Genomic DNA, 26,556 nt, shown 5'->3' with positions numbered 1-26,556 from the left:
ACCAAGAGGAGCGGGCCGCGGGGGCAACCCGGTGGCCCGCACCCGCGTCCCTACGCATACGGAACGGAAACGGGGAGTGGCCACCGGGGCCCACCCCCAGGGGGAGGAAACCGAACCATGGCCGCCGCAAGCCGACGCAGTCATCGTCGCCGTATCGCCGCAGTCGCCACCGTGGCGGTGATCGGCCTGACCACCGGACTCGCCACCGGCTGCGACGCCGTCGACAAGGCCATCGACTGCGTCCAGACCGCCGACACCATCGCCGACAGCGTCACCGGCCTCCAACAGGCGGTGGAGAACGCGGCCAACGACCCCACCCAGACCGACGAGTCCCTCAACTCCATCGAGAAGGACCTCGACAAGATCGGCGACAAGACCGACAACGCGGACGTCAACAAGGCGGTGGACGACCTCAAGACGGCCGTCGACAACGTCCGTACGGCGGTCAAGAACGGCGACGACACCCCCGATATCAGCCCCGTCACGGACGCGGCGGGCGAACTGACGAAGGTCTGCACGTCCTAGGCGTACGACGGACGTTGGGATACTGAACGGCATGACACGCCTGATCCTCGCCACCCGCAACGCCGGGAAAATCACCGAACTGAGGTCGATCCTCGCCACCGCGGGCCTGCCCCACGACCTGGTCGGCGCCGAGTCCTACCCCGACATCCCCGACGTCAAGGAAACGGGCATCACGTTCGCGGAGAACGCGCTGTTGAAGGCCCACGCCCTGGCCCGGGCAACGGGCCTCCCGGCGGTGGCCGACGACTCCGGCTTGTGCGTGGACGTCCTGAACGGCGCCCCGGGCATCTTCTCGGCGAGGTGGGCGGGCCGTCACGGCGACGACCAGGCCAACCTGAACCTGCTCCTGGCCCAACTCTCGGACATCGCGGACGAACACAGGGGCGCCCACTTCGCCTGCGCGGCGGCCCTGGCGTTGCCGGACGGCACGGAACGGGTGGTCGAGGGCCAGTTGAAGGGTGTGCTGAGGCATGTACCGGTAGGCACGAACGGCTTCGGCTACGACCCGATCCTCCAGCCGGAGGGGGACACGCGGACATGCGCGGAACTCACGGCCGACGAGAAGAACGCGATCAGCCATCGGGGGAAGGCGTTTCGGGCGTTGGTGCCGGTGGTTCGGGAGTTGTTGGGCTGACGTAGAGGGGGCCGCCCAATAGGACGGCCCCCTCTATACGTGCGGCCTGAGGGATTCGAACCCTCACGGGATTTCTCCCATCGCGCCCTAAACGCGAGGCGTCTGCCGTTCCGCCAAGGCCGCCCATATCGGTCATTGCGCTCGACCGGTAGGCCCAGTGTACGGGGAGATCAGGTCACCCGGCGAGGGGTATCGACCCCTTCCGGCGGCACCACGTCTCCGTCAGTGCATGGCAGTTGGGGCACAGGTATCGCAGATTCTCGCGACGGTTGTCGCGCCAGTCCCCGTTGACATGGTCGATCTGCAAAGTGATCGGTTGCCCCAGCCACTCCCCTTTGTTGCCGCAGGTCTCACATGTGTAGGGTGCTCCGATCTCGCTTGGCGCACGGTGGAGCTGCGTCCTGTTGGTTCGCCCGGCGTGACTGGGGAGTACAACGAGAACGCGGTGGGCGCCGGGTGCAGGCGCCGGACGTTCCGGCCGCCCCCATGCCTTGCGTGTGAAGTGGCTGGTGTCGAGGCCGAGCCGAGTCGCCGCGCGCCGAACCCGCCGGTGATTGGTGTCGTTGACGTCAAGGCCGAGACCGCGCATCACGTCGGCGTAGCTGGTGGAGTGCTGCACGAGGTCACGGAGTCTGCCCTCGGGAACCGGTATGCGTCGGTGCGAGAAGTGCTCCATGTCGATGCATTGGGCGCGCAGCATGCGATGCAGGGTCGCACGCGAGCGGCTGTCGTCCGGTACTCCCAGGGCGCGAGCCACGCCGCGCACGCTGGTCGCCGTTTCGGCAGCCGCCTTGAGTTCTTCTGTGGTGAAGGGCAGGTCCAGGTCGGGCCTGTCGATGCCGGGGAAGTGGCTGATGTCGATGCCGGCCGAGTGAATGCGGCGGCGAATATGAGACAGGGTTCCCGTCGCTGGGGTGGCGCCAAGCTTCAGCGCTACTTCGCGCAGCGAGGAGGATGAGGCGGCGGCTTCGGCGATGGCCGAGTCCGGATATTTGCGCCATGGGCTGCGTTTGGCGAAGTGGCTGGTGTCGAGCGCGTGCGCCGCTACTTTCTCCTGTAGGACGCGCCGTTGTCCTCCACTTGTCCTGAGTCCAAGCCGCCGCATCAAATCGGTCCAGTTGCGGGCCTCGGCGACGACCGGTGCCAGCTGTTCCTTGTCGTACACGCACGTCCCTCTCCGCTGTCGACCACATGTTCGTGACCTCGAATGGAGTAACGAGGGGCTAATCGGACAGTCACGCCCGAAACGTAAAGCAGTTGATAGCCTGTCGGTCGCTGAAGCCTTCCAGGAACGGACCCTTGTCCACCCGGGAGGTTTTTTTCATGACCTCTTTCATGGCGGCACCACATGTACTCGTACGACCAACCACCCCCGCCGACCGCCCCACCGTCGAGCGGCTCTGGCTGATGTTCCGGCATGACATGTCCGAGTTCGCGGCCGGAGGGCAACTCCAACTGCCCAACCCGGACGGCACGTTCCGCAGTGAGCGGGTGGACGCGGCGTTCGACGGCAGGGGTGGGGACTGGGCGCCGTTTCTCTTCTGGAGCGGGGAGCGGCCCGTCGGGTTTTCCTTCGTGCGGGGGATCACCGCGCCCACCCGGGTCCTCAACAGCTTCTTCGTCGTGCGCGGTGCCCGGCGGGGTGGGGTCGGGCTGCGGGCCGTGCGGGATGTTGTCGCGCGGCATCCGGGGAACTGGGAGGTCGCGTTTCAGGACGCCAATCCGGGAGCCGTGGCGTTCTGGCGGCGGGTCGGTGAAGACCTCGCCCCGGGGGAGTGGGGCGAGGAGCGCAGGCCGGTGCCTGGGCGGGCCGACCTGCCTCCTGATGTGTGGGTGTCGTTCAGATACCCAGGTCCTTGATGATCTTCGCCACGTGGCCCGTCGCGCGGACGTTGTACAGCGCGTGTTCCACCTTGCCGGACTCGTCCACGATGATCGTCGAGCGGATCACGCCCATGTACGTCTTGCCGTAGTTCTTCTTCTCGCCGAAGGCCGCGTACGCGTCGAGGACCTGCTTGTCGGCGTCCGCGAGGAGGGTGACCTTGAGGTTCTCCTTGTCGCGGAACTTGGCGAGCTTCTCCGGCTTGTCGGGGGAGATGCCGATGACGTCGTAGCCGGCGCCCGTCAGCAGCTCCAGGTTGTCCGTGAAGTCGCAGGCCTGCTTGGTGCAGCCGGGCGTCAGGGCCGCCGGGTAGAAGTAGACGATGACCTTGCGGCCCTTGTGGTCGGCGAGGGACACCTCGTTGCCGTCGGCGTCGGGAAGCGTGAAGGCGGGGGCAACGTCCCCGGGCTGGAGTCGTTCACTCATCGCGCTAGCGTAACCGGGGGTGCTGACAGTGCACTCCGCCCGAGAGCTGACAGACTGTCCGGCACCAGTACCAGCAGACTTCGGAGGCCGTACGGTGGCGGACACGTCGAACACGCCGGACACCAGAACCCCGGCGCAGATCGAGGCGGACATCAAGCGTCGCCGCGATGTCCTGGCCGACACGCTCGACGAGATCGGGGTGCGGGTGCACCCGAAGACCATCGTGGGCGACGCGAAGGCCAGGATCGCGTCCGACATCGATCACACCCTCGGCAGGGCGTACGTCGGCGTCAACCGGGTCGTGAGTGACGTCAAGGGCCAGTTCGTGGACGAGGAGGGTGCGCCGAGGGTGGAGCGGATCATCCCCGTCGCGCTCGTCGCCGTCGGCGTCGTGGGCCTGTTCGTCTTCGGATCCCGGCGCCGCAAGGGCCGTAGGGGCTGATATCGCGGGCCCCGGCGGCGTACGGACGGGTTCTGGACAGGTAGGTTCGTGGGCGTGAGCGCCAAGAGAGACGAGCAGAGCACCCAGCAGGACAAGCTGCCCATCCGGATGCTGCACGACCGTGTACTCGTGCGGCAGGACAAGAGCGAGGGCGAGCGGCGTTCGGGCGGCGGGATCCTGATTCCCGCGACGGCCGCGGTGGGGCGGCGGCTGGCCTGGGCCGATGTCGTCGCGGTGGGACAGAACGTACGGACCGTGGAGCCCGGCGACCGGGTCCTGTACGACCCCGAGGACCGCGCCGAGGTCGAGGTGCGCGGGGTTGCCTACGTCCTCATGCGCGAGCGCGATCTGCACGCCGTCGCCGCCGACCGCTTCGAGGGCTCCGAGGACTCGACCGGGCTGTATCTGTAACCCCGTACCTTGAGGACGCTTGAGGGGCTGGTGACCATCGTCACCAGCCCCTTTTGCCGTCCCTTTGCTACGTTGGAAAGGAACCCGACGAGACGCGCCGTACCGGGACAGCGACACGGAAAGACGACGCACCCCCGTTCAGTACGTACGTCTCGGAGGTGCCTCTCATGGCCTGGGTTCTGCTTGTCGTCGCCGGTCTGCTGGAAGTCGGCTGGTCGATCGGGATGCTGTGTTTATCTGGGGGACACCCCCAGACCCCCGTACACGGACGGGTTCAGCCGGCTCGTCCCCAGCGTGCTCACCGGCGCCGGCATCGCCGCCAGCATGCTGCTGCTGTCGTACGCCGCGAAGTCGCTGCCCATCGGTACCGCCTACGGCGTGTGGGTCGGGATCGGTGCGGCGGGGGCGGCGGTGCTCGGCATGGTGGTGCTGGGGGAGCCTGTCACCGCCGCCCGGATCTTCTTCGTGTGTCTGCTGCTGGTCGCCGTCGTGGGGTTGAAGGCGACCTCCGGTCACTAAGCGGGGCTATTCCGAGGGACTACTCCTTTTTCCGGGCCGTGCTCTGTGGGCCCGCCGTCGTCCCGCCGGTCGTCGTGCCGCCGGTGGTGCCGTCCGTCGTGGTGCCCGTGGTGCCGCCCGTCGTGGTGGTCCCGCCGTCCGTGGTGGTGCCCGTCGTGCCGCCGTCGGTGGTCGTCGTGCCGCCGTCCGTCGTCGTGCCGCCCGTGGTCGTGGTGCCCGTCGTGCCGCCGGTCGTCGTGGTGGTGCCGCCGTCGGTGGTGGTCGTCCCCCCGTCGGTCGTGCCGCCCTGCGTCTGGCCCTGGTCGCCCTGGCCACCGGTGGTGGTCGTGCCGCCGTTGTCCTGGTCGCCCGTCGTGGCCGGCTGGGAGGGCTGCAGGCTCGGGGGTGCGACCGTCTCGGCGCCGTCCTGGAGCTCCAGGTCGAAGTCGCTCGTCTCGGTGCCCTTGAGGGCGGCCTTGGTGAACTGGGCCCAGATCTCGGCGGGCGCCCCGCCGCCGTTGACGCGTTCGAGGCCCATCGCGCCGTAGAGCGACTTGTGGGCGGCGGTGGTCGGGTCCTGGCCCATGACCGAGACGACCGTCGCCAGGTCGGGGGTGTAGCCCGCGAACCAGGCCGCCGTGTCCTCCTCCGCCGTGCCGGTCTTGCCGGCCGCCGGACGGTCGGCGGCCTGGGCCGCGGTCGCCGTGCCGTTGTCGACGACGCTCTGCAGGACCGAGGTCGTGGTGTCGGCGGCCTCGCGGCTCACCGCGCGGGTGGTCTTCTGCTCCGGCAGCTTGATCTCGTCCGTGCCGTCCTTGGTGATCTTCGAGATCATCGTGTACGTGTGCCGCTGACCGTGGTTGGCGAGGGTGGCGTACGCCTCCGCCATGTCGAGGACGCTCGCGGTGGACGGGCCGAGCGCGATCGACGGGGTCGCGGTCAGGTCGGGGGTGTCGGACGGGATGCCGAGGGCGATCGCCGTCTTCTTCACCTTGTCGGGGCCCACGTCGACGGCCAGTTGCGCGTACACCGAGTTGACGGACTTGTCCGTCGCCGTGCGGAGGGTGATGTCGCCGTAGGAGACGCTGTCCTCGTTCTCCGGGGCGTACGAGCCGCCGTTCCAGCCTTCCACGGGGCGCTTGTTGGTGCCGTCGTAGTAGGTGTTGGGCGTGATGGTCTGGCCGTCCTGGGTCTGCGAGCCGTTCTGGATCGCCGACGTGAGGACGAACGGCTTGAAGGTGGAGCCCACTTGGAAGTCGCCGCGGGTCGCGCCGTTCGTGTACTGCTTCACGTAGTCGATGCCGCCGTACATCGCGACGATCCTGCCGGTCTTCGGGTCGACCGAAGCGCCGCCCGCGCGCACGTAGTTGTCGACCTTGCGGCTCTTCTTGTCGAGCTTCGACATCACCTGGTCGTTGACCGCCTTCACGAAGGCGTCCTGCTTGCTCTTCTGCAGGGTGGTGGTGATGCGGTAGCCGCCGGCCTCGAGGGTGTCCGCGTCGATGATCTTGTTGGTGGTGAGGTAGTCCTTGATCGCGCCGACGATGTAACCGCGCTGCCCGGACATGCTCGTCGAGGCCGTCGCCTCCTTCGGCATCGGGAACTTCATGCCGCTGCGCGCGGACTCGGTGAGCCAGCCCTTCTTGACCATGCCGTCGAGGACGTAGTTCCAACGGGCCACCGCCGCGGCCTTGTTCTCGGGATGCGCTACGACGTCGTACTCGCTCGGCGCGTTCAGCAGCGCGGCGAGGTAGGCGCCGCGGCCGGCGTCGAGGTCGGTGGCGTCCTTGCCGTAGTAGGCCTGGGCGGCGGCCTGGATGCCGTAGGCGTTGCGGCCGAAGTAGCTGGTGTTGAGGTAGCCCTCCAGGATCTCGGACTTGGACTCCGTGCGGTCCAGCTTGATCGAGATGAAGAACTCCTTCACCTTGCGGGTGACGGTCTGTTCCTGGCCCAGGTAGTAGTTCTTGACGTACTGCTGGGTGATCGTGGAGCCGGACTGGGTGCCCTTGCCGGTGGCGGTGTTCCACCCGGCGCGGACCATCGCCTTGGGGTCGACGGCGGACTCGGAGTAGAAGTCCCGGTCCTCGGCGGCCAGTACGGCGTGCTGGGCGTTGGCGGAGACCTGGTCGAGGCCGACGCTCTCGCGGTTGACCTCGCCGTCGCGCGCGAGCTGGGTGCCGTCCGCGTAGAGGTACACGTTCGACTGCTTGGTGGCGAGCGCGTTGGCCGGCGGGATCTTGACCAGCGAGTAGCCGAGGTAGAACGCGCCGATCAGCAGTGCCACGAGCGTGACGACCCCGGCGAGCGTCATCCGCCAGGTCGGGATGATCCGGCGCCACCCGGTGCGCTTGGGCCGCTTCGGCTTCTTGGGCTTCTCGCCCCCGACCGCCCCGGGCGCCTCGGGTGCGGCGGCCGCTTCCGGCTCTCTCGGTGCCCAGCCCTGTGCGGGCTGCTGCGGCTGCGGCTGGTCGCTCATCTCGTGCACGGACTCCTGTTTCGCGTCGTACGTCCCGTACGGCCCCGCATGGTCCCATGCGGCCCGGTACGTTCCTGTACGGCCTTGTGCGCTTCTGCGCCCCCAGACGAAGACTCTCGCACCATGCGTTCCGTTCCCGCCCATCGGCACGCACTTGCCCGGAAAATGCGTGGCGTGCGTCACCACCTGCGGACTAGGCTCCTGCGCTTCGGTGTCAAGACGTGGTGGAGGGTGATTTCTGGTGGGTGCTGGGCGGTTGTACGCGGCCGTCGCGGCGGGGGGTTTCAGGCGGTACGCGACGTACCGGGCGGCGACGCTCGCCGGGGTGTTCACCAACACCGTGTTCGGCGTGGTCCTCGTCTACACGTATCTGGCGCTGTGGGACGCGCGCCCGCATCTCGGGGGGTACGACCAGGCGCAGGCGGTGACGTACGTGTGGCTGGGGCAGTGCCTGTACGCCACGCTGGCGATCCAGGGCGGCGGGTTCGAGAAGGACCTGATGGAGCGCATCCGCACCGGCGACATCGCCGTCGACCTGTACCGGCCGGCCGATCTCCAACTGTGGAGCCTGGCAACCGACTTCGGGCGGTCCCTGTTCCAACTGCTCGGGCGGGGAGTGATCCCGTTCGTCTTCGGCGCGCTGTTCTTCCCGATGGCGCTGCCCACCGACGTCGGCTCCTGGGCGGCCCTGCTGGTGGCGCTGCTGCTGGCGATGCTGGTGAGTTTCGGCATCCGTTATCTGGCCGCGCTGAGCACGTTCTGGCTGCTGGACGGCACGGGCGTCAACCAGGCCACGATGATCCTGGGGATCTTCTGCTCGGGCATGGTGTTCCCGCTCAACGCCTTCCCGGGCGCGCTCGGCGAGGTCGTACGGGCACTGCCGTGGGCGGCGCAGCTCCAGGTTCCGGCGGATGTCCTGATGGGGAAGACCGACCTGCTGCCCGCGTACGCCTTCCAGGCGACCTGGGCGGTGGTGCTGCTCGGGGCGGGGCGGCTGCTGCAGTCGGCGGCTACGCGGAGGGTGGTGGTCCAGGGTGGCTGAGACGACCCGAAGGAGTGAGGCGGTGACCCACCGGCACGTGGACTTCGGTGAACTGCCGCGCTGGCGCGAGGGGTTGCGCGCCTACCGCATGATCGCCGCGATGTGGATCCGGTCGAGCATGGCCTACCGCACCTCCTTCGTCATCACGGTGTTCGGCAACCTGCTGGTGACCGGTCTGGACTTCGCCACGATCCTGCTGATGTTCTCGCGGGTCGACTCGCTGGGCGGCTGGTCGCTGCCCGAAGTCGCCTTCCTGTACGGCCTGTCGGCGACCGCGTTCGGGATCTCCGACCTGGTGCTCGGCTCGATGGACGTGCTCGGCGCCCGCATCCGCGACGGCTCCTTCGACACGCTCCTCGTACGTCCCGCACCGGTGCTGGCCCAGATCGGCGCGGACCGGTTCGCGCTGCGCCGCCTGGGCCGGATCACCCAGGGCGGCCTGGTGCTGGGGTGGGCGCTGCTCCATGTCGACGTCGACTGGACTGTCGGGAAGCTGCTGTTGGTGCCGGTGATGCTGGTCTGCGGGGCGGCGATCTTCGGGGCGCTGTTCGTGGCGGGCGCGGCCTTCCAGATCCTGGCGCAGGACGCGGCCGAGGTGCAGAACGCGTTCACGTACGGCGGCAACACGCTGCTGTCGTATCCGCCGGTCGTGTTCGGCAAGGACTTCGTGCGGGGCGTCACCTTCATCCTGCCGCTCGCCTTCGTCAACTGGGTGCCGGCGTCCTATGTGTTGGGGCGGCCGTACCCGCTGGATCTGCCGCCGGGCGCGCAGTTCGCCTCGCCGCTGGTGGCGCTCGCCTGCTGCGCGCTGGCCGGGCTGGCGTGGCGGGCCGGGCTCAAGTCGTATCGAAGTACGGGAAGTTGAGGACTGTGGACGAGCGGTTCGGTCAAGACGAGCACTTCATTCAGCTCGACCGCGTCGAGAAGGTCTTCGACGTGCGCAAGAAGACCGGGTTCCTGAAACGGGAGCGGAGGCAGGTGCGGGCCGTCGACTCGATTTCCTTCACCGTGGCGCGCGGTGAGATGGTCGGCTACATCGGTCCGAACGGCGCCGGGAAGTCGACCACCATCAAGATGCTGACCGGCATCCTCACCCCGTCCGGGGGCCGGCTGCGGGTGGCCGGCATCGACCCGTCCCGCGAGCGCACCCGCCTGGCGCACCGCATCGGCGTGGTGTTCGGGCAGCGCACGACCCTGTGGTGGGACCTCCCGCTGATCGACTCGTACAAGCTGATGCACCGCATGTACCGCATCCCCGACGCCCGTTACGCCGAGAACCTCGACCGCTGTGTCGAACTCCTCGAACTGGGTGCCCTGTTGGACGTCCCCGTACGGCAGCTCTCGCTCGGTCAGCGGATGCGCGGCGACATCGCGGCGGCCCTGCTGCACGACCCCGAGGTGCTCTACCTCGACGAGCCGACCATCGGACTCGACGTCATCTCCAAGGCCAAAGTCCGGGAATTCCTGCGGGAGTTGAACGCCGAACAGGGCACCACGGTCCTGCTCACCACCCATGACCTCCAGGACATCGAGCAGTTGTGCTCCCGCGTGATGGTCATCGACCACGGGCGTCTGATGTACGACGGTCCGCTCACCGGGCTGCACGAGGCGGGGGAGAGCGAGCGGACCCTGGTGGTGGACCTGGAGCGGGAGTTGCCGCCGATCGAGGTGCCGGACGCGCGGGTGGTGAAGGTGGAGGGGCCCCGGCAGTGGCTGGCGTTCCCGGCGTCGGCGTCGGCGGCTCCGCTGGTCGCGCGGATCGCGGCGGAGTACCCGATGGTGGACCTGTCGGTGCGGGAGCCGGACATTGAGGCGGTGATCGCCAAGATGTACGCGGAACAGGCCGAGAAGGCGGTCTCGTAGCCGCTCATGGCTCTTCGCCGGGGGACCTCGTAGGCTGCCCTGTATGACCGACGACGCAGTCCCGGAGCTTCGCGCATCCGACGCCGACCGTGAGCGAGTCGCCGAGGTCCTGCGCGACGCCGTCGCCGAAGGCCGCCTCGACATGGAGGAGTTCGAGGAGCGTCTGGAGGCGACGTACAAGGCGCGGACGTACGGCGAACTGACGCCCATCACCCGGGACCTGCCGGCCGCCGGGGTCACCCCGCCGCCGGTGAACATGGTCAAGGAGCCGGTGGAGAGCGGGAGTTGGGCCGGGCGGATCGTCGGCGGCGAAGGGTCTTCGTCCGCTGCCGTGGCCATCATGTCCGGGTTCCAGCGCAAGGGACGCTGGACGGTCCCCAAGCGTTTCACCGCCGTCGCCTTCTGGGGCGGCGGCGAGATCGACCTGCGCGAGGCGAACTTCGCGGACCGCGAGGTCGAGATCAACTGCATCGCGATCATGGGCGGTGCGCAGGTGATCGTGCCGCCGGGCGTCGAGGTCGTCGTACGCGGCATCGGCATCATGGGCGGCTTCGACCACAGCCAGGAGGGCGTGCCGGGCGAGCCCGGCGCCCCGCGCGTGATCGTCACGGGCTTCGCCTTCTGGGGCGGGGTCGGCGTGGAACGCAAGCTTCCGCGGGCCGAGCGGCAGCGGCTCAAGGAGGAGCGGCGCCGGCGGAAACTGGAGGGCGGCTCCTCGACGAGGGAGCTCCACGGCTCGCACCGCGACGCCCTGTCCGGCCTGCACGACGCCCACCGCGAGGCCATGGACGAGCACCGCGAGGCGATGCGGCGCCGGCACGAGGAGCGGCAGGAACGGCACGAGGAGCGGCGCGAGCGGCACCGGGAGCGCCGCGAGCGCAGGCACCGGGACTGGGACTGACCCGCCGGTTCACAGAGGGGCGGGGACCGCGCCCTTGAGGTCCGCCAGGTCGATCGTGCGGGCCATCTTCCGGTAGCCCCGGTCGTTGGGGTGGAGATGGTCGCCGCAGTCGTACTCGGCGGCGAACCTGCGCGGGTCGTACGGGTCGCGCAGCGCCTCGTCGAAGTCGACGACGGCGTCGTAGACCTTGCCGCTCCTGATCACCGCGTTGACCTGCTGTCGTACGGCGTTGCGGGCCGTCGAGTAGCGGGGGTGGCCGCCGAAGGGCATCAGGGTGGCGCCGACGACCTTGATGCCGTGGGCGTGCGCCTCGCGGACCAGGGTGCGCAGGCCGGTGAGGATCCGGTCGGCGGGGGCGCCGTGCAGGACGTCGTTGACGCCGAGGTCGATGACGACGACCTTGACGTTCGGGCGGGCGAGCACGTCACGGGCGAAGCGGTCGAGGCCGCTCTGGTTCTCGGCGGGGCGGCCGGAGAGGCTCACGAGTATCTGGTTGCCGCTGATGCCCGCGTTGACGACGCTGTAGCGGGGCACGTCCTGCCCGGCGGTCACGGCGGCGCGCAGCCGCCGCGAAAAGGCGTCCGGCCAGCGGCGGTTGGCGCTCTCGGTCGAGGTGGAGCCGTCGGTGATCGAGTCGCCGAACGCGACGACCGTGCCGTCCGCCTCGTCGCTCAGCACGTCCAGCGCGGTCAAGTAGCGCCAGATGGCGGTCCGTTGGGTGTACGGCGTGCCGGTCGTGTCCTCGGTGCGGTCGCCGGGGGCGAGATAGGAGATCTGGCGTGCGTAGGGGTGGTAGGTGGCCGGGCCGGAGTCCGTGGGCGCGTACGTGGTGACCAACACGTCGGCGCCCTGCGGTATTCGGAGGCGGACGGCGTCGCTGAGCACCTGCCGCCCGGCCGGGACGGTGACGGACGTGGCGCCGCCGAAGGTCAGCCGGCGCATGGTGCCCTCGGCCGCGGCGGAGCTGTTGTGGCCGGCGGCGACGGCCATCGAGACGTGCGTGAGGGTGAGCGGGGCCTGCCCGTAGAGGTTGGAGAGGGTGATCCGGGCACCCGTCCCGCCGGCGCTCGTGTGGACGATGTTGCGCACGGAGCGGCCTGCCAGTCCGGTCCGCTCGGTGCCGCGCTCACCGGCCACCGGGGCGGCGGACCAGGCGCCGACCCAGGTACCGGCCGAGGCGGGGGCGGCGGAGTTGTGCGGGGCGCGGCCGCCGGCGGGGGAGGTACCGCGGCTGCCGTCGCCGGCGGAGACCCCGACGTATATGCACGCCGAAAGGGCCACGATCAAGGTGATGATCGCGGAGAGCAGGGCATAACCACGTCGTCGCTCGGTCACGCGGTGCGGATCTCCTCGGGTGAGGGGCAGGGCCCTGCCATTTTGCCCTTTCGGGTGACAGCGGGAACTCCTGTCCCGTTCCAGGAGTCGGTCAGGAAGGGACAATATGCACGGTACCGGCGAACGGGTGGAGCAGGTGGAGCGGGTGGAGCGTACGGGAGCGGGCGCGGCCGGGGGCGAGGGGTCCCGCCGCACGATGACCACGTTCAGCGCGGCCGACGAGGAGAAGCAGCGCGGCGTACGCCGGATGAAGCTGACGGCGCTGGCCCTGCTGCTCTTCGTGGCGGTCGTGTACGTGCTCGCGAAGTGGGCGTCGAGCTCGGGCGCGGGCCCCTGGGCGGGCTATGTCGCCGCGGCTGCCGAGGCGGGCATGGTGGGCGCGATGGCCGACTGGTTCGCGGTCACGGCCCTCTTCCGCCACCCCCTGGGCCTGCCCATCCCGCACACCGCGATCATCCCCACCAAGAAGGACCAACTGGGCGTCTCGCTGGGCGAGTTCGTCGGCGAGAACTTCCTCTCCGAGGAGGTCGTACGGCAGCGCCTGAGCGCGGTCGGCATCGGCAGCCGCCTCGGCGCCTGGCTGGCCGACCCGGACCACGCCGACCGGGTGACGGCGGAGCTCTCGGCAGCCCTCCGCGGAGCCCTCACCGTGCTGCGCGACTCCGACGTCCAGGCGATCGTCGGCGAGGCCATCACCCGCCGGGCCGACGCCCAGGAGATCGCCCCCGGCATCGGCAAGACGCTGGAGAAGATCGTCGCCGACGGCGGTCACAAGCGGGTCGTCGACCTGATCGTCGCCCGCGCGTACGACTGGCTGGTCCTGCACGACGAGCAGGTCATGGACGCGGTCGAGGGCGGCGCGCCCGGCTGGACCCCGAGGTTCGTCGACAAGCGGATCGGCGAGCGCGTCTACAAGGAACTGCTCCGCTTCGTCACGGAGATGCGCGACATGCCCTCCCACCCGGCCCGCGGCGCCCTGGACCGCTTCCTCGGCGACTTCGCCGCCGACCTCCAGTCCGACACGGAGACCCGCGCGCGCGTGGAGCGCCTCAAGGGCGAGGTCCTCGGCCGCGGCGAGGTCCAGGACCTGATCGCCAGCGCGTGGACGTCCGTCCGCTCGATGATCGTGTCGGCCGCCGAGGACGAGCGCAGTGAGCTACGGCTGCGGGTGCGGGCGTCGCTCATGTCGCTGGGCGCGCGGATGGCCGTCGAACCGAAGCTCCAGGCGAAGGTCGACGGCTGGCTGGAGGGCGCGGCGGTCTACGTCGTCACGACCTACCGCAAGGAGATCACCTCCCTGATCACGGACACGGTGGCCGGCTGGGACGCGGAGCACACGACCCGCAAGATCGAGGCGAACATCGGCCGTGACCTGCAGTTCATTCGGATCAACGGCACGGTGGTGGGGTCGTTGGCGGGGCTGTTGATCTATACCGTGACGCGGGTGGTGGGGGTGTAGGAGCCGGGGAGGGGCCGAGGCCGCCGGACCTGAGTTCGCCGGATCTGAGTACGCGTACTCTGTCGCGGCCCCGGCCCGCGGGGAACCCTCGTACACATGACCGAGAAGCTGCTGAGCCCCCTGCGGACGCGCCCCTGGCCGGAACGCTGGCTGACCCGCGCACTCGGCGCCGCCCTCGCGTCGGCGGCGTACTTCGTCTGCGTCGCCTGGACGGGGGCGTCCGCCCCGGGCGCGCTGGTCCTCGAACTGCTCCTGATGCTCCTGGCCGGCTACTTCGGCCGCCGGGACGACCTGGCCTGGCCGTTGCTGCTGGTGGCGGTGCCCCCGGCCGCACTGATCTACCTCACACACCCCCGGGGCTACGCCAACTGGCCCGACGAGACCGAATGGCCCCAGCAGTGGGCGTTCGCGACGCTCGTCATCGGTGCGGGGGTGCTGGTGGCGTCGTCGGTGGGAAGACGTTTCCGCCCGCACGAGGACGAGGACTCGACAGAGGGCGTCCTGTCGGCCCACGGCTGCTGAGCAACCGCTCTCCGCGAGGACAACACGGGGGCACGGCAGGGGAGTTGGGCCCGCCGAACGCCGGTTGGGCAGCAGGTGCGTCGATTGCTGGGCGGGGTTGGTTGTGTCGGCCGGCGGCTGTCCAGGGCGCGAGGGTGAGAGCGGGGCCGGGGTTTCGCGGTCGGTGGGTGGTGGCCGTGCCGGGGCGGCGGGGCCTCGCGGGGGGCTGGGTGTGGGCGGCCGGCTGGTGAGTTGGGTGCGCGGATTGCCGGGCGGGGTCGGTTGTGTCGGTCGGCGGCCGTCCACGATGCGAGGGCGAAGGTGAGAGCGGGCTGGGGTTTCTCGGTCGGCCGGTGAGTCGGGTGTGCCGGTTGCCGGGCGGGGTCAAGCGCGGCGGTCGGCGATTACCCAGGACGCGGTCGCGACGGCCCCGGCGACTCCGAGGACGGCGGGCCAGGCGCCGACCTTCTTGGCCAGGGGGTGGGACCCGGCGAACGCGGCGACGTAGGCGACGGTGAGCGCAGCGGCCGCCTTTCCGCCGGCCCGCCGGCGCCACTGCTGCGCGGCGGCGGCCCCGCCAACGGCCAGGACGACCCCGCCCAGTTGACGCTTCTTCGTCCAGCGGGCAACGCCGTACCCACCGACGAGCCCGCCCGCGGCGACGACCGCGCCGGGAACGCTGGGGACCTTGGCCATGATGTGCCTCTCCATTAGCAGGAAACCCTAATTCGCGCGACAAGCATAACCTGTCAAATGCTTAGGTGAATTCTTTGAATTGGCGCCCCGTTGCTATGAAACCTGAAACTTATTTTATCTACGTGATGGTCCATTGAGATTTCGGTAAGAGCGTCGATAATCTTGTCAACAATCGCGCGAGCCTGCTTGCACCCGCTGACGAGCGGCGATGAGTGCTGCCCAGATGGACCTGGGCCTCGTTCTGGAATTTCTGGATTTTCTCGTACTGCTGGAATCGAAGGAGTCGTTCGTGAGTAGAGAAAGAACCCGTCTGGTGCGCACGAGACGGACCTGGCGTGGCATAGCGGGAGCCGTCACGGCAATTGTGCTGGTCGGCGGCGGTTTCGCCGTGGCGAATGCCTCGACGGACACCGGGACCGGCAAATCGGCGGCGGGCGTCAAGCGCTCCGTCGACAAGAAGGCCACCGGCACCGGCGCCGTGGTCAGCGCGGCCAACGAGTTCCTGAACACGCTGGACGCCGACCAGCAGGCCTCCACCCTGCTCGACTTCTCGCAGGCGAACGCCACCGCGTGGTCGAACCTCCCGTGCGGCTCGACCTGCCGCCCCGGCATCCAGCTCGGCTCCCTGACGGACACTCAACTGGCCGCCGCCATGAAGGTGTTGAAGCTGGCCACGGGCACCGGCAAGAACACCGGGTACGACCAGATCACCCAGATCATCAAGGCCGACGACCTGCTCAACTCGGCCCAGAGCACCAGCTCCGCGGGCCCCGCACCGTCGGACACCGCGTCGAGCACGGCCTCGGCGGACCCGTCCGCGACGGCGTCCCCCAGTTCTTCGGCGACCGACGTGCCGACCGACGCCCCGACCGGCGCTCCGCCCTCCGGCGGCACCGGAGGCGGCGGCGCCTTCGGCTACGGCAGCGGCGTCTACTTCCTCGCCTTCCTCGGCACCCCCTCGACCACCGGCACCTGGCAACTGCACTTCGGCGGCCACCACTTGGCCCTCGACCTCACCTACAAGAAGGGCAAGGTGGCAGGCGCCAGCCCGTTCTTCGTCGGCGTCGAACCCACCACCTGGACCGACGACGACGGCACCACGTACGCACCGCTCGCGACCATGCGCGACGGCCTGCTCGCCCTCACCGGCAGCCTGAGCACAGAGCAGTTGGCCACCGCCAAGCTCTCCGAGTCGTTCAGCGACGTACTCCTCGGCCCGGGCCAGGACGGCCAGTTCCCGGAGACGAAGGAGGGCGTCAAGGTCAGCACGCTCTCGCCCAAGCAGAAGCAGCTCGTCCTCAAGGCCATCCACCCCTGGATCGCCAACGTGGACGACGCCACCGCGAAGAAGCTCATGAAGACGTACGAGCATGAGCTGAACGAGACCTACGTCGCCTACTCCGGCACCACCGCCCTCGACACCCAGGGCGACTACGTGCGCATCGACGGCCCGGGCGTCTGGGTCGAGTTCGTCTGCCAGAACGGCGTCGTGTACCGGGACCAGATCCACTACCACACCGTGTACCGCGACCACACCCGCGACTACGGCAGCGAGTTCACCTTCTCATGATCCGACCGCGAACTTGGCTGACCACAGCGCTACTTCGCCTGGTGGCCGGGATCGCGATCGCGGTACCGGCGGCGCTCCTGCTCGGAGCGTCGCCGGCCGCCGCGCACCCGATGCCGCACTCAGTGGTCCAGCTCGACGTGTACAAGGACTCCGTCACCGCCCAACTGGCCCTGCCGGTCGGCGACTTCACCACGGCCAGCGGCATCGACCTCAACACCCTCGCGGCAACCGCCCTCCCCGCCAGGGCAAAGGCGATCCGCACCTACCTCGCCGCGCACATCCACCCGACCACCCTCAAGGGCGAGGCGTGGCAGGTCACCATCGGTGCCCTGGGCCTCAGCCGCACCGAGCAGACCTCCACCGGCCCCTACCGCGAGCTGGTCGCCAAGGCCGTACTCACCCCGCCGGCCGGCGCGGACGTACGGCACTTCACCTTCGACTACGACGTGATCGTGCACCAAGTAGTCACCCACATCACGCTGGTGTCGGTCCGTCAGGACTGGGCGGCCGGCCGGGTCACCGGGGACGGCGCCACCCAGGTGGGCACCATCCGCCTCGACGTCCGCCACATGAAGGTCCCGCCGCTGACGGTCGACCTGGGCAAGGGCAGCGCGTGGCGAGGCTTCGTCGCGATGCTCGAACTGGGCGGCAACCACATCCTCACCGGCACCGACCACCTGCTGTTCCTGCTCATCCTGCTGCTGCCCGCACCGCTGTTGGCAGCCGGCGGTCGCTGGAACGGCGGCCTGGCGGGCCCCCGCGCCGCACTCACGCGCATCGGCCGCATCACCCTCGCGTTCACCGTCGGCCACTCGGTCGCACTGGCGGCGACCGCCCTCACCCGCTTCGAGATCCCCGGCCGACCGGTGGAGGCGTTCATCGCGGCCAGCATTCTCGTGGGTGCCGTGCACGCGATCCGCCCCCTGTTCCCCGGCAAGGAAGCGCTGGTGGCCGGTGTCTTCGGCCTGGGCCACGGCATGGCGTTCTCCTTCGTACTCGCCGAAATGCACCTGTCCACAGCCCAGTTGGCGACCAGCCTTCTCGCTTTCAACCTCGGCATCGAACTCGTCCAACTCCTGCTGGTCTGCCTGGCGTTGCCCTCGCTGCTGGTACTGGCCCGCCTCCGGGTACAGCCCGCGCTGCGGGTGACCGGCGCGCTGATCACCGCCACGGCGGCGATCGGCTGGCTGGCGGACCGCCTCGGCCTGCCCAACCCGGTGGCGAGGGCGGCGGACAGCGCCGGATCGCATACGACGGGGATGCTGACGGTGCTCGCGCTGGCGGCGGTCGCGGCGGCCGGCTGGACGGTGGTCACTCGGCAACGGGGGCGCGGGTCACAAGAGTTGGAGACGGCAGCGGACACGGCGACGGATCCCGCCGTGTCCGGAGCGGCGCTGACCAGGGTTCCCTAGCGACGGGTGCGGGCTCCGGGCGCGGCACACGCTGCTCCCGGAGTCGGCCGCCCGAAAGAATTGCCGTCCCGGCACCTTTTCCGCTCCGGCAAGTTCCACTAGGTTCCGGGGCGTGACGGCGGAGACCGGTCTACGGGAGCGCAAGAAGGCGCGGACGCGCGCCGCGTTGGCGAGCGCGGCGATGCGGCTGGCGTTGGAGCGCGGGGTGGAGAACGTCACCGCCGAGGCGATCGCCGAGGCGGCGGACGTGTCGCCGCGCACCTTCCGCAACTACTTCTCCGGCAAGGAGGAGGCGATCGTGGCCGAGCTGGTCGACGGCATGGGCTACATCGCCGACGGACTGCGCGCCCGCCCGGCCGGTGAACCGCTGTGGGAGTCGCTGCGGCACGCGCTGACGTTCTCGGCGTTCCTGCCGCCGGAGCAGTTGGAGCAACTGGCCGTCAAGGTTCGGATGGTCATGGCGAGCAAGTCCCTGCTGGGCTCGCAACTGGCGATCTTCGAGCGGCTCGGCCAGCAGCTCACCGTGGTCGTCGCCGAGCGCACCGGAACGGACGCGAGCAGCGATCTGTACCCGCGCCTGACCGGAGTGGTGGCGGCGAACGCCCTGCGGCTGGCGGTCTTCATGTGGCTGGAGAGCGAAGGCCGCCTGGACCTCGCCGAGTTGACGGCCGACGCACTCGCGCGACTGCGGGCCGGGCTTCCCGAGCCGTAGAGACATCACCTACGAGGCATCCACTATGAGGAGGCACCACTCATGAACACGAGACAACGGCCACCCACCCGAAGTCGCCTGCGTTCGATGCTGGTTGTCGTGGCAAACGCCTGTCTGCTCTTAGGATTCTTAGGGGTCCTGGCGCCAACTGCCCAGGCCGCGACCGCGGTTGATCCGGCGACGGTCACCGGCCCGGTCACCGGCGGCAACGGTGCCGTCGTCCTGCAAGGCACTTCATTCGACCTCGCGAGCGTGGGATACACGCAGTCGGAGTTCTTCCTCTCGGGCACCGCCACCTCCTACACGTCGGCCGCGCCGCTGGGCTCGGACGGCCGCTGGAGCGTGACGCCGGCGAGCACCGCGCCGTACACGACCAGGATTGTCATGAACAGGCCATCCAACCCGGCCCGTTTCAACGGGACGGTCGTGGTGGAGTGGCTCAACGTCTCCGCCGGCCTGGACGTGGCCCCGGAGTGGATCTACACCCACAACGAACTGATCCGCGAGGGCTACGCCTGGATCGGCGTCTCCGCCCAGGCGACCGGCGTGGCCGCCACCAAGGCCGCCGACCCGGTCCGCTACGCGTCCCTGTCCCACCCCGGAGACAGCTACTCCTACGACATCTTCTCCCAGGCCGGACAGGCGGTACGGGACTCCGCGGCCACCGTCCTCGGCGGCCTCCGCCCGCGCGCGGTGCTGGCCGAGGGCGAGTCCCAGTCGGCGTTCCGCCTCACCACGTACATCGACGCGGTCCAGCCCCTGGCGCACGCGTACGACGGATTCCTCGTCCACAGCAGGGCCGGATTCGCCGCGGCCCTCTCGCAGGCGCCCCAGGCCGACGTACCCACCCCCGCGGTCGTCCGGTTCCGTACCGACACGGACACCCCGGTGCTCACCGTGGAGACCGAGACCGACGTGATGCTCCTGGGATACCTGACGGCCCGTCAACCGGACGCCGGGCGCCTGCGGTTCTGGGAGGTCGCGGGCACCGCGCACGCCGACGACTACGTCGCCAACGTCGGCGCCGCGGACATGGGTGACGGGACCGTCAGCCTGCGGGAGTTGGGGACGATGCTCGACCCGCCGACCGGCACCCCCGGCTTCTCCTGCGCGGCCCCGATCAACACCGGCCCGGCGCACTACGTCATGGACGCCGCCCAACATGCCCTGCGCGGTTGGGTCTTGACCGGACTCCCGCCGGCCAAGACCCCTCAACTGCAGGTGACCACAGGCAGTGACGGCACACCGGCGTTCGTCCTGGACGCCAACGGCAACGCCACCGGCGGAATCCGCACCCCCGCCGTGGACGCGCCGGTAGCCGCCCTGTCCGGCCTCGGCCAGACCGGATCGGCGCAGTTCTGCTTCCTCTTCGGGACCACAACTCCCCTCACCGGCGCGAAACTTGCTGCGCTGTACCCCACGCACGCGGAGTTCGTCAGGCAGTGGGCCGTCCGTACGGCGGCTGCGGTCGCGGCCGGGACGATCCGGCCGGCGGATGCGGCGAGCCTTGTCGAGGCAGCCGTAAGGTCCGACATCGGGGGCTGAAGGGCATAGGCGTGAGCGGGTGCGACTCCGGCTCGGGGAACGATTTTCCCGCAGCCGGAGTCGCTCGCTCAGTACCGGTGGTCGCTCACGAGGAGAGCCACTCCGTGGCGTTGAGGGCGAGGGCGGCGTTGGTGGCGCCGGTGTCGTTCCAGCCGTCGTAGAGCGTGTTGCCGGACTGCCCGGTGCCGTCGTCGACCGGCGAACTGTCGCCCCAGAACGCGACCTTGCCGCTCCCGAAGGTGCTGGTCGCGAAGAAGGCGCCGGTGTTGCCGGAGTAACCGCTGCGGTACAGCAGCCCCTTGGCGGCGGAGTTGTCGGCGGGCTTGATCGTGGCGGTGGTGCCGTTGGCGATGAGGCTCTTGGTGACGGTACCGAAGGAGCCGTGCAGCACCGGGTCGCTGCTGTCGCTGATGGCGGCCGGATATCCGGAACTGATGTTCAGCGAGTCGATGGAGAACCCGAACGGGTCCGTGGAGTCAACGCTGTTGTTGGTCATCAGGTCGTTCAGGATCTGGACCGCGTCGTAGCCGTCGCTGTTGCGGTCGGACCCGGTGTGGTCGGAGATCATGAAGAGCCCGCCGCCGGCCTTCACGAAGTTCATGATGGCGGTCTTCTCGGCGGTCGTGAACTTGATGTTGGGCTCGGGCAGCACGAGCGTGTCGAAGTTCGACAGGTCGTTCGCCGACGAACCCCCGTAAGTCAGCGCGCTGGTCGCGGTCTTGAGGCTGTAGTCACCGGTCTGCTGCAGCGCGATGCCCCACGAGGAGAGCGCTCCGGTCCAGTCCTTGTCGGAGGAGGGGGAGGAGTCCTGGGACAGCGGGTCGGGCTTGCTCGTGGAGATGATCCAGTCCGCGTTGCCCGCCTCCTCGGCGTGGCCGTCGTCGAACAGGACGCGGTGCGTGGTGGCCGCGGCGGCGGGGGCGACGGCGGCGGCCTGAACCGCTGCTCCCGTGGCCAGCATGCCGAACACGGTGAGAGCGGTGGTGAGCCTACGACGTGACGTGAACTTGCCAAGGCTGGGCATCCGGTGAACCTCCGTGAAGTGGGGGGATTCCATGAGTGGGGGGTGGAATGAACGGGGGGTGCGGGTGCTGCGGATGTCGCTGACTGTGGTGAATCTTCGCGCGTAGAACGGTGGTTGAGTGATCACCGATCAACACAAGGGAGGACGGTACACAGAAGATCGGGGACGCCGGGAGACCCTCCCGGCGGTTCACGTAGATCTCTTACTCGGCGGTGGTGGGGTGGGGAAATGGGACGGTGCCGGGGTGGGGAAATGGGACGGTGCCGGGCGCCGCGATGCATGGCGGCCCGGCACCGGAGTGCTGACGTGCGGTGCTGCCGGAGACTGGAGGCGTGCCTACCTGACGTCGACGAAGTCGCCGGGTGCGGTCGCCGCGGCGGTGGTGGCGGTGCCGGCGAAGACGTAGCGGTAGTACCCGTCGACCGTGGCCTTGGTGGTGGTCTTCAGAACGCCGGTGCTGTTGGTCTTGACTGTCTTGAGGGTGGTGTAGGTGCTGCTGCTCTTCTTGCGGAACTGCAGCTTCACGGGCTGGGACACGTAGCCCGCGTACTTGCCCGTCGACCAGTTCGCGCGGGCGAGCTTGCCCGTGACGGTGATGGTCTTGCCCTTCTTGACCGGCTCGGGCGTGGCGTTGGCGGTGAGCGTGGAGGCCTTCTTGATCGATGCGGTGGCGACGTCGTCGTTGTAACTGGCGTTCGCGTACAGGTCCCAGGCCCCCAGGAACAGCTTCCAGGTCCCGGCTACGCCGTTGTCCTTCATGTCGGTGGCGGGGTGGATGTTGAAGACGGCCTTGCAGGTGTACGTCCCCTGGGTGGCCGTCTCCGTGCAGTCGGGGTCGTCGTCCGTCCCCAGCCCACCGGTGATGCCGTCCGTGGTCGAACTGTCCGTCCCCTGCCACAGGAAGGCCTCGGTGAGGGCGACGCCGTTCTGGTCCGTGGCGGTGTACGTGACGGTGACGGACTTCGTGCCGGTGGTGCCGAGGACGATGTCCTTGCCACCGTTGACGACCGCGTGCGAGAACTTGGTGTTGCCCAGGGAGTCTCTGGGCTGAACGGCCGTCGAGGCAAAGGAACTCAGCTTCGCCGACGCACCCGTACGCTCCGCCGCCTGAGCGGCAACCGGAAGGGCGAGCGCGGACAGAACGACAGCACCGGAGACGACGCCGGCCGCAACGCGTATACGCATGAAACCCCCACAGGAACCTGAGAGGCCCGCCCAAGTCTCCCCTTGGCCGGGCCTGTTGATCTCCGCATCATATGGACCCAGGTCGGAAATGGTGAAGATCTCTTGTGCAATAAGTGCGTAATGGGACAGTGGGGCTTGGGAGTTGGTGCCGACCAGGCTTCGGCGGTCCCGCTGGCCGACGCCGACGGCGGTGCCAGTGCTGCTCACGCTCAGGCGTTGCTCCAGAAGGCAAGGGCCTTGCTGATCAGCTTCCTTGCCGGGCCTCCGTAGCTCGCCGCACCACTGAGGGCGTCGAACGCCTTGTGGTGGAGGGCCAGTTCGTCGGCGGCGGTGATGTCCACGCCGCAGGAGACGAGTTCGTAGTGGGCGCGGTCCTCACCCAGGTTGAATCCGGGCATGGGGACGATGCCGAACTCGGCGTCAGCCGGGAGGATTCCAAGGCCGAGCGAGGGGAGGTCCATCTCGCGAAGGAGACGCTCCAACTGCTCGCACATGACCCGACTGCCCCCAACGTTCGTGTACAGGGCCTGTTCACCGAGGACCACGTCATAGCGGTGCTCACCGTCGTACAGAACCTGTTGCCGCTCCATGCGCTTGGCCACGCCGGCCGGTACGTCGTCCGGAACTCCGAGGAAGTCGACGACGCGGCGCAGGATCACGGTCGCGTACTCCTCGGTCTGGAGCGTGCCCCAGATCATGTTGGGGACGTACGCCTTGCCGTGCCGAGTCTGCTGATACCAGCCGATTACCTCGTCCTGGACGTCTTCCGTGCCGGTGGACAGTCGTTGTTGCCATGGGGTCGAACTGGTCACTGAACGTTTCCCCTCGGTTGCTGACGGTGAATCAGCCGGGCTCATACCCTGCGCAACGGATCGCGGATCATCGCTCGTACATCCGGCACCGCAATCCGGCCGGTCATCAGGACGTCGTGATTCGCGAAGAGCGCATCGAGGTCGAAGCGCCGATTAATGTGTGCGGCCCACTTTGCGAACGCCAGGTCCGTGTGCGCCTCACCTACGCGGGCGCGGATCGCCTGGGTGAGAATCCAACGCGCCTGGTCACCACCGCTCGTACGGCTACCGAGGTCGCGCGCCAGCCGCCACAGCGAGTCACCGTCGTCCTCTTCATCTACGACGGTGACCAGACCGATGTCTCCAAGTCCACGCTCGTCGCCGGACTGCGTGGTGTAGGCGACGGTGAGGTCTTCGAGAGGAAATTACGGGCAGATGACCATGTACTGAACTTGGTTGTGGCTGCCCTCATTGAGTCGCCCCTGCGGGGTGAGGCGACCGATTGTGGCACTGTGCGCTCGTAGGGTGCCGGTGTCGCTCTACATCAGCGACCTTCGCACCGCGTCGACCAGCGAAGCCGCACGCACATCGTCGGCCCCTCCGATGATGTTGTTCATCACGTAACCGAAGGCAATACCGTGCTCCAGGTCGGCGAAGCCGAGCGAGCCCCCTCGCCCAGTGTGGCCGAAAGCGCTCGGGCTGGTCATGGGGTTGGCCTCCGTGGGCAGCATGTATCCGGAGCTGAATCGGCTCGGGATCAGCATCACTTGGTCCTTCCCGCCAGTCTGTTCCTTGGTTGCCGCTGCCAAGGTTTCCGGGCGGAGCAGGCGCACGCCGTCCACCTCGCCGATCAGCGCGGCGTACATGCGAGCCAGCCCGCGAGCAGTGCCGATGCCGTTGGATGCCGGGAGTTCCGCGGCCTGCACCTCGGGCGAGTCGAAGTCGATCTCGTTGGGGTCGGTGACGGCGTATGCCCTGTTACTGAACGAGGTCGGGTCGCGCCAGGCGGCGACCAGTTCGCGGAGTTCCTCGGGAACCGACTCGGCGGGCACGGTGGTGAGGTCGACGGCCGGTCGCTGGTACACCATGCGGCTGACGCGGTCGCGTTGTTCCGCCGGCAGTCCGATGAAGAAGTCCAGTCCGAGGGGGGTGGCGATCTCGTCGGCGAAGAAGCGGCCCGGTGTCTGGTCGGATACCCGGCGGATCACTTCGCCGACGAGCCAGCCCCAGGTCCGGCCGTGGTATCCGTGCGTCGTGCCCGGAGTCCACTGGGGACGCTGAGCGGCCAGTGCGGCCGCCATCGGATGCCAGGCCAATGCCTCGTTCAGCGGGACGGGTTGGTCCAGTGTGATCAGGCCGGCTTGGTGGGACAGCAGCCAGCGCACCGGGATGTCCGCCTTGCCGTTCGCGGCGAACTCCGGCCAGTACTTCGCCACCGGCGCGTCCAGGTCCAGCGCACCGCGCTCGGCCAGCATGTGTGCCGCGGTCGTGGTCGCCCCCTTGGTCGCCGAGTAGACGAGCTGCAGCGTGTCTCGCGTCCACGGACGACCGGTATCGGGGTCGGCGACGCCTCCCCACAGGTCCACCACCGGTCGGCCGTACTGGTACACGCACACCGCCGCGCCGATATCCCCGTGCTGGGAGAAGTTCGCCTCGAATGCCTCACGCACCGGTTCGAATCCAGCCGCAACCTCGCCGTCGATCGTCGTCATGCCGTCCATCCTGGCACTTGGATCGACTGATCCGGCGGGGCGGGCTGGCCCCCGTCGTACGAGACGGTGACTGTCAGGCCGCGACGGGAAGTGCCTGAAGTCGCTCGCGGAACTCGCGGACGGCGGAGACGGACTTGCGCGGTTCGAGTCGAGCGTTGAACTCCTTCAAGCGGTCCAGAGCCCGTACGGAGCTGACACTGCTCTCCAGGAGCCCGGCGCCGTAGTTCGCGGCGTCCAGAGCGCCCTCCAGGTCGCCGCCGGCGAGCCGTGCCTCTGCCAGGCGGCTGGACCGTACGGCCTTGTACCGGGGAGCCGCGCTCTCCACGGAGGTCTCCAGGGAACTCGTCGCGCGCTCCACCTGCCCGGAACGCAACAGGACCTTGCCTTCGGTCGACTTCAACTGCGCCTCGCCGAACCAGTTGAGCCAGTCCGGGTTCTCCTCCGCTGAGCCGTGATCCCAGAGGGATACGGCTCGATTGAGCGCCGTTCCGGCGTTTCGGTGGTCGCCGTCGCGTGACAGTGCCTCGGCCTTGTGCAGGTAGAGGAAGGAGCGGGTGTACGGCGACAGGGCTTGAGGTGCGTTGTCGATGGCGGTCGAGATGAGCTCGACCCGCTCAGCGGTTCGTCCGGCCTCGGAGACTTGGACTCCCATCTCCGCGAGGATGAAGGCGCCGAAGGCGTCGTCTCCGGAAGTTCGAGCGCTGCGCAGGGCCCCGACGTAGTAGTGCTGGCCGGCGGACCGCAGGCCGGCGTCGTAGGCCATCCAGCCGGTCAGGTGCGACACCCGGGCCGCCAGCGAGTAGAGGCGGACGCGAATCCTGTCCGTGTAGCGGCCGGCGCCGAGGAGACCAGTCACCAGGGCGAGGTCACCGCGTGCCTGTTCCAGGAGCCGGGCGCCTCCGAGTTGGTCGTCGAGCGTGCGGAGTGTGCTGATGCGCTGCTCGATCGTCGAGACCATCGTGTCCGTGACCTGGTCGCCGTTGAGCGCTGAGGCGAAGGCGGAGGGCGCGTCCGCCCAGCTCGCCGCGAGGCCCGTCAGGGCGGCGCCGGTGATGGTGAGAAAGCCCCGGCGGTCCATGCGGCCACTCCCCACGAGTTCGGACAAGGCTTCATCGGTACCGGCCTCGGTCCACGGCGTGGTGAGCCCAGCGATCTCCCAGACCGGGAGCCACCGGGGCCATCCTTCCTCCCGGACCTGCTTGTACGGGACGCACAGCAAGTCGGCGAGCACGCGCTGGGCGTCCGCGTCCGGCTCCTGTCCCTGCTCCCATTTCCATACGGTCGTCCGGTTGGTCGCCAGCGGGATTCCGAGTGATCTGCCGTGCGCTTGCATGAGGCGGCCGAACTCGGCCTTGCCCCATCCGCGCATGTGGCGGAGGAAGCTCAGCGGGTGGACTGCCAACGGTTCACCAGGCACGTCATCACTCCCGTCATCCCCTCGCGGCGTAGTGGGGAGACTACTTCGCGTGTCCGTGTACGGGGAGGGCGTCCCCATGAGGAACCCCCCAGAATCG

General features: G+C 68.9%; 25 protein-coding genes, 1 tRNA gene, 2 pseudogenes and 1 riboswitch. Of the genes and pseudogenes, 17 read left to right on the top strand and 11 right to left on the bottom strand.

Annotated elements, in window-relative coordinates; genetic code table 11:
* The first annotated feature begins 117 nt into the window (after nucleotides 1-117).
* Nucleotides 118-525: a hypothetical protein gene (locus OG223_RS20720; protein WP_329250605.1), complete on the top strand. Its 408-nt coding sequence runs from the start codon at nucleotides 118-120 to the stop codon at nucleotides 523-525.
* A 31-nt stretch (nucleotides 526-556) separates the two neighbouring features.
* Nucleotides 557-1,159, top strand: a complete 603-nt coding sequence (gene rdgB / locus OG223_RS20715; protein WP_329250603.1) for an RdgB/HAM1 family non-canonical purine NTP pyrophosphatase — start codon at nucleotides 557-559, stop codon at nucleotides 1,157-1,159.
* 40 nt (nucleotides 1,160-1,199) lie between these two features.
* Here rdgB and OG223_RS20710 read toward each other — a convergent pair.
* Both OG223_RS20710 and OG223_RS20705 read right to left on the bottom strand, forming a co-directional pair.
* A tRNA-Leu gene (locus OG223_RS20710) sits at nucleotides 1,200-1,282 on the bottom strand.
* A 52-nt stretch (nucleotides 1,283-1,334) separates the two neighbouring features.
* Entirely contained in the window at nucleotides 1,335-2,324 is a 990-nt protein-coding gene (locus tag OG223_RS20705; RefSeq protein ID WP_329250601.1) for an HNH endonuclease, read from the bottom strand.
* Nucleotides 2,325-2,494: 170 nt separating this feature from the next.
* Between OG223_RS20705 and OG223_RS20700 the strand changes: the two genes are divergently transcribed.
* A complete protein-coding gene (locus OG223_RS20700; protein WP_329250599.1) occupies nucleotides 2,495-3,019 on the top strand; it encodes a GNAT family N-acetyltransferase in 525 nt (174 codons plus the stop codon).
* On the opposite strand, the gene bcp is transcribed toward OG223_RS20700, so the two are convergent.
* A complete protein-coding gene (bcp, locus tag OG223_RS20695) occupies nucleotides 3,000-3,467 on the bottom strand; it encodes a thioredoxin-dependent thiol peroxidase (protein WP_329250596.1) in 468 nt (155 codons plus the stop codon). The genes OG223_RS20700 and bcp overlap by 20 nt on opposite strands.
* A 94-nt stretch (nucleotides 3,468-3,561) precedes the next feature.
* Here bcp and OG223_RS20690 point away from each other — a divergent pair, with 94 nt between their 5' ends.
* The 3 genes and pseudogenes from OG223_RS20690 (at nucleotide 3,562) to OG223_RS20680 (ending at nucleotide 4,839) form a co-directional block, all read left to right on the top strand.
* Nucleotides 3,562-3,909, top strand: a complete 348-nt coding sequence (locus tag OG223_RS20690; protein WP_329250593.1) for a DUF3618 domain-containing protein — start codon at nucleotides 3,562-3,564, stop codon at nucleotides 3,907-3,909.
* 54 nt (nucleotides 3,910-3,963) lie between these two features.
* Nucleotides 3,964-4,320, top strand: a complete 357-nt coding sequence (locus OG223_RS20685; protein WP_329250591.1) for a GroES family chaperonin — start codon at nucleotides 3,964-3,966, stop codon at nucleotides 4,318-4,320.
* Nucleotides 4,321-4,376: 56 nt separating this feature from the next.
* A riboswitch (guanidine-III (ykkC-III) riboswitch) is annotated at nucleotides 4,377-4,453 on the top strand.
* Nucleotides 4,454-4,487: 34 nt separating this feature from the next.
* Nucleotides 4,488-4,839: pseudogene (locus OG223_RS20680) on the top strand (DMT family transporter).
* Nucleotides 4,840-4,858: 19 nt separating this feature from the next.
* Here the strand turns inward: OG223_RS20680 and OG223_RS20675 are convergent.
* Nucleotides 4,859-7,294: a transglycosylase domain-containing protein gene (locus tag OG223_RS20675; protein ID WP_329250590.1), complete on the bottom strand. Its 2,436-nt coding sequence runs from the start codon at nucleotides 7,292-7,294 to the stop codon at nucleotides 4,859-4,861.
* 241 nt (nucleotides 7,295-7,535) lie between these two features.
* Between OG223_RS20675 and OG223_RS20670 the strand changes: the two genes are divergently transcribed.
* From OG223_RS20670 to OG223_RS20655, 4 genes are all read left to right on the top strand, one after another.
* On the top strand, nucleotides 7,536-8,336 hold the full coding sequence (locus tag OG223_RS20670) for an ABC transporter permease (protein WP_329250588.1): 801 nt from the start codon (nucleotides 7,536-7,538) through the stop codon (nucleotides 8,334-8,336).
* 88 nt (nucleotides 8,337-8,424) lie between these two features.
* Complete coding sequence (locus OG223_RS20665; protein ID WP_329265401.1) at nucleotides 8,425-9,201, top strand: ABC transporter permease; 777 nt, start codon at nucleotides 8,425-8,427, stop codon at nucleotides 9,199-9,201.
* The gene (locus OG223_RS20660; protein ID WP_329250586.1) at nucleotides 9,198-10,199 is read left to right on the top strand and encodes an ABC transporter ATP-binding protein; all 1,002 of its coding nucleotides are present in this window, start codon (nucleotides 9,198-9,200) and stop codon (nucleotides 10,197-10,199) included. Before OG223_RS20665 ends, OG223_RS20660 begins: the two co-directional genes overlap by 4 nt.
* Before the next feature lie 43 nt (nucleotides 10,200-10,242).
* Nucleotides 10,243-11,100, top strand: a complete 858-nt coding sequence (locus OG223_RS20655; protein WP_329250584.1) for a DUF1707 SHOCT-like domain-containing protein — start codon at nucleotides 10,243-10,245, stop codon at nucleotides 11,098-11,100.
* 9 nt (nucleotides 11,101-11,109) lie between these two features.
* On the opposite strand, the gene OG223_RS20650 is transcribed toward OG223_RS20655, so the two are convergent.
* On the bottom strand, nucleotides 11,110-12,435 hold the full coding sequence (locus tag OG223_RS20650; protein WP_329250581.1) for an SGNH/GDSL hydrolase family protein: 1,326 nt from the start codon (nucleotides 12,433-12,435) through the stop codon (nucleotides 11,110-11,112).
* A gap of 106 nt (nucleotides 12,436-12,541) precedes the next feature.
* Here OG223_RS20650 and OG223_RS20645 point away from each other — a divergent pair, with 106 nt between their 5' ends.
* Together OG223_RS20645 and OG223_RS20640 are read left to right on the top strand one after the other, a co-directional pair.
* A complete protein-coding gene (locus OG223_RS20645) occupies nucleotides 12,542-13,894 on the top strand; it encodes a DUF445 domain-containing protein (protein ID WP_329250578.1) in 1,353 nt (450 codons plus the stop codon).
* A gap of 96 nt (nucleotides 13,895-13,990) precedes the next feature.
* Nucleotides 13,991-14,416: a hypothetical protein gene (locus tag OG223_RS20640; RefSeq protein ID WP_329250575.1), complete on the top strand. Its 426-nt coding sequence runs from the start codon at nucleotides 13,991-13,993 to the stop codon at nucleotides 14,414-14,416.
* Nucleotides 14,417-14,779: 363 nt separating this feature from the next.
* Here OG223_RS20640 and OG223_RS20635 read toward each other — a convergent pair whose 3' ends face one another.
* Entirely contained in the window at nucleotides 14,780-15,091 is a 312-nt protein-coding gene (locus OG223_RS20635; RefSeq protein WP_329250572.1) for a hypothetical protein, read from the bottom strand.
* A gap of 289 nt (nucleotides 15,092-15,380) precedes the next feature.
* Here OG223_RS20635 and OG223_RS20630 point away from each other — a divergent pair, with 289 nt between their 5' ends.
* The 4 genes from OG223_RS20630 (at nucleotide 15,381) to OG223_RS20615 (ending at nucleotide 20,330) form a co-directional block, all read left to right on the top strand.
* Nucleotides 15,381-16,661, top strand: coding sequence for a DUF3500 domain-containing protein (locus OG223_RS20630; RefSeq protein WP_329250570.1), 1,281 nt, complete (start codon nucleotides 15,381-15,383; stop codon nucleotides 16,659-16,661).
* The gene (locus OG223_RS20625; RefSeq protein WP_329250567.1) at nucleotides 16,658-18,073 is read left to right on the top strand and encodes a HupE/UreJ family protein; all 1,416 of its coding nucleotides are present in this window, start codon (nucleotides 16,658-16,660) and stop codon (nucleotides 18,071-18,073) included. Before OG223_RS20630 ends, OG223_RS20625 begins: the two co-directional genes overlap by 4 nt.
* A 112-nt stretch (nucleotides 18,074-18,185) precedes the next feature.
* Complete coding sequence (locus OG223_RS20620) at nucleotides 18,186-18,785, top strand: TetR/AcrR family transcriptional regulator (RefSeq protein ID WP_329250565.1); 600 nt, start codon at nucleotides 18,186-18,188, stop codon at nucleotides 18,783-18,785.
* A 99-nt stretch (nucleotides 18,786-18,884) separates the two neighbouring features.
* Entirely contained in the window at nucleotides 18,885-20,330 is a 1,446-nt protein-coding gene (locus tag OG223_RS20615; RefSeq protein ID WP_329250563.1) for an alpha/beta hydrolase domain-containing protein, read from the top strand.
* Nucleotides 20,331-20,421: 91 nt separating this feature from the next.
* Here the strand turns inward: OG223_RS20615 and OG223_RS20610 are convergent.
* The 3 genes and pseudogenes from OG223_RS20610 to OG223_RS20600 all read right to left on the bottom strand — a co-directional run.
* Nucleotides 20,422-21,354 (bottom strand): annotated as a pseudogene (locus OG223_RS20610) (hydrolase); the annotation flags it as partial.
* A gap of 336 nt (nucleotides 21,355-21,690) precedes the next feature.
* Nucleotides 21,691-22,539, bottom strand: coding sequence for a hypothetical protein (locus OG223_RS20605; RefSeq protein WP_329250561.1), 849 nt, complete (start codon nucleotides 22,537-22,539; stop codon nucleotides 21,691-21,693).
* Between the two features lie 209 nt (nucleotides 22,540-22,748).
* Nucleotides 22,749-23,351: a DUF5753 domain-containing protein gene (locus OG223_RS20600; RefSeq protein WP_329250559.1), complete on the bottom strand. Its 603-nt coding sequence runs from the start codon at nucleotides 23,349-23,351 to the stop codon at nucleotides 22,749-22,751.
* On the opposite strand from OG223_RS20600, the gene OG223_RS20595 reads away from it, so the two are divergent.
* Nucleotides 23,333-23,854, top strand: a complete 522-nt coding sequence (locus OG223_RS20595; RefSeq protein ID WP_329250556.1) for a hypothetical protein — start codon at nucleotides 23,333-23,335, stop codon at nucleotides 23,852-23,854. The two genes, OG223_RS20600 and OG223_RS20595, sit on opposite strands and share 19 nt — an antisense overlap.
* 15 nt (nucleotides 23,855-23,869) lie before the next feature.
* Here OG223_RS20595 and OG223_RS20590 read toward each other — a convergent pair whose 3' ends face one another.
* Both OG223_RS20590 and OG223_RS20585 read right to left on the bottom strand, forming a co-directional pair.
* The gene (locus OG223_RS20590; RefSeq protein WP_329265400.1) at nucleotides 23,870-25,042 is read right to left on the bottom strand and encodes a serine hydrolase domain-containing protein; all 1,173 of its coding nucleotides are present in this window, start codon (nucleotides 25,040-25,042) and stop codon (nucleotides 23,870-23,872) included.
* Between the two features lie 73 nt (nucleotides 25,043-25,115).
* Nucleotides 25,116-26,459, bottom strand: coding sequence for a transcriptional regulator (locus tag OG223_RS20585; protein WP_329250553.1), 1,344 nt, complete (start codon nucleotides 26,457-26,459; stop codon nucleotides 25,116-25,118).
* Between the last annotated feature and the right edge of the window lie 97 nt (nucleotides 26,460-26,556).

This window comes from Streptomyces sp. NBC_01478 (assembly GCF_036227225.1).
GTDB lineage: Bacteria > Actinomycetota > Actinomycetes > Streptomycetales > Streptomycetaceae > Streptomyces.
The sequence above is the reverse complement of the archived record's forward strand: the minus strand, read 5'-3'. Positions and strand labels throughout refer to the sequence as shown.

Bases quoted from the DNA above. Each gene is read 5' to 3' on its own strand.
- OG223_RS20595 (WP_329250556.1), top strand. From the start codon at position 23,333: ATGGGGTCGAACTGGTCACTGAACGTTTCCCCTCGGTTGCTGACGGTG.
- OG223_RS20590 (WP_329265400.1), bottom strand. From the start codon at position 25,042: ATGACGACGATCGACGGCGAGGTTGCGGCTGGATTCGAACCGGTGCGT.
- OG223_RS20675 (WP_329250590.1), bottom strand. From the start codon at position 7,294: ATGAGCGACCAGCCGCAGCCGCAGCAGCCCGCACAGGGCTGGGCACCG.
- OG223_RS20635 (WP_329250572.1), bottom strand. From the start codon at position 15,091: ATGGCCAAGGTCCCCAGCGTTCCCGGCGCGGTCGTCGCCGCGGGCGGG.
- OG223_RS20665 (WP_329265401.1), top strand. From the start codon at position 8,425: ATGATCGCCGCGATGTGGATCCGGTCGAGCATGGCCTACCGCACCTCC.
- OG223_RS20605 (WP_329250561.1), bottom strand. From the start codon at position 22,539: ATGCGTATACGCGTTGCGGCCGGCGTCGTCTCCGGTGCTGTCGTTCTG.
- OG223_RS20645 (WP_329250578.1), top strand. From the start codon at position 12,542: ATGCACGGTACCGGCGAACGGGTGGAGCAGGTGGAGCGGGTGGAGCGT.
- OG223_RS20640 (WP_329250575.1), top strand. From the start codon at position 13,991: ATGACCGAGAAGCTGCTGAGCCCCCTGCGGACGCGCCCCTGGCCGGAA.
- rdgB (WP_329250603.1), top strand. From the start codon at position 557: ATGACACGCCTGATCCTCGCCACCCGCAACGCCGGGAAAATCACCGAA.
- OG223_RS20700 (WP_329250599.1), top strand. From the start codon at position 2,495: ATGGCGGCACCACATGTACTCGTACGACCAACCACCCCCGCCGACCGC.
- OG223_RS20720 (WP_329250605.1), top strand. From the start codon at position 118: ATGGCCGCCGCAAGCCGACGCAGTCATCGTCGCCGTATCGCCGCAGTC.
- OG223_RS20655 (WP_329250584.1), top strand. From the start codon at position 10,243: ATGACCGACGACGCAGTCCCGGAGCTTCGCGCATCCGACGCCGACCGT.
- OG223_RS20625 (WP_329250567.1), top strand. From the start codon at position 16,658: ATGATCCGACCGCGAACTTGGCTGACCACAGCGCTACTTCGCCTGGTG.
- bcp (WP_329250596.1), bottom strand. From the start codon at position 3,467: ATGAGTGAACGACTCCAGCCCGGGGACGTTGCCCCCGCCTTCACGCTT.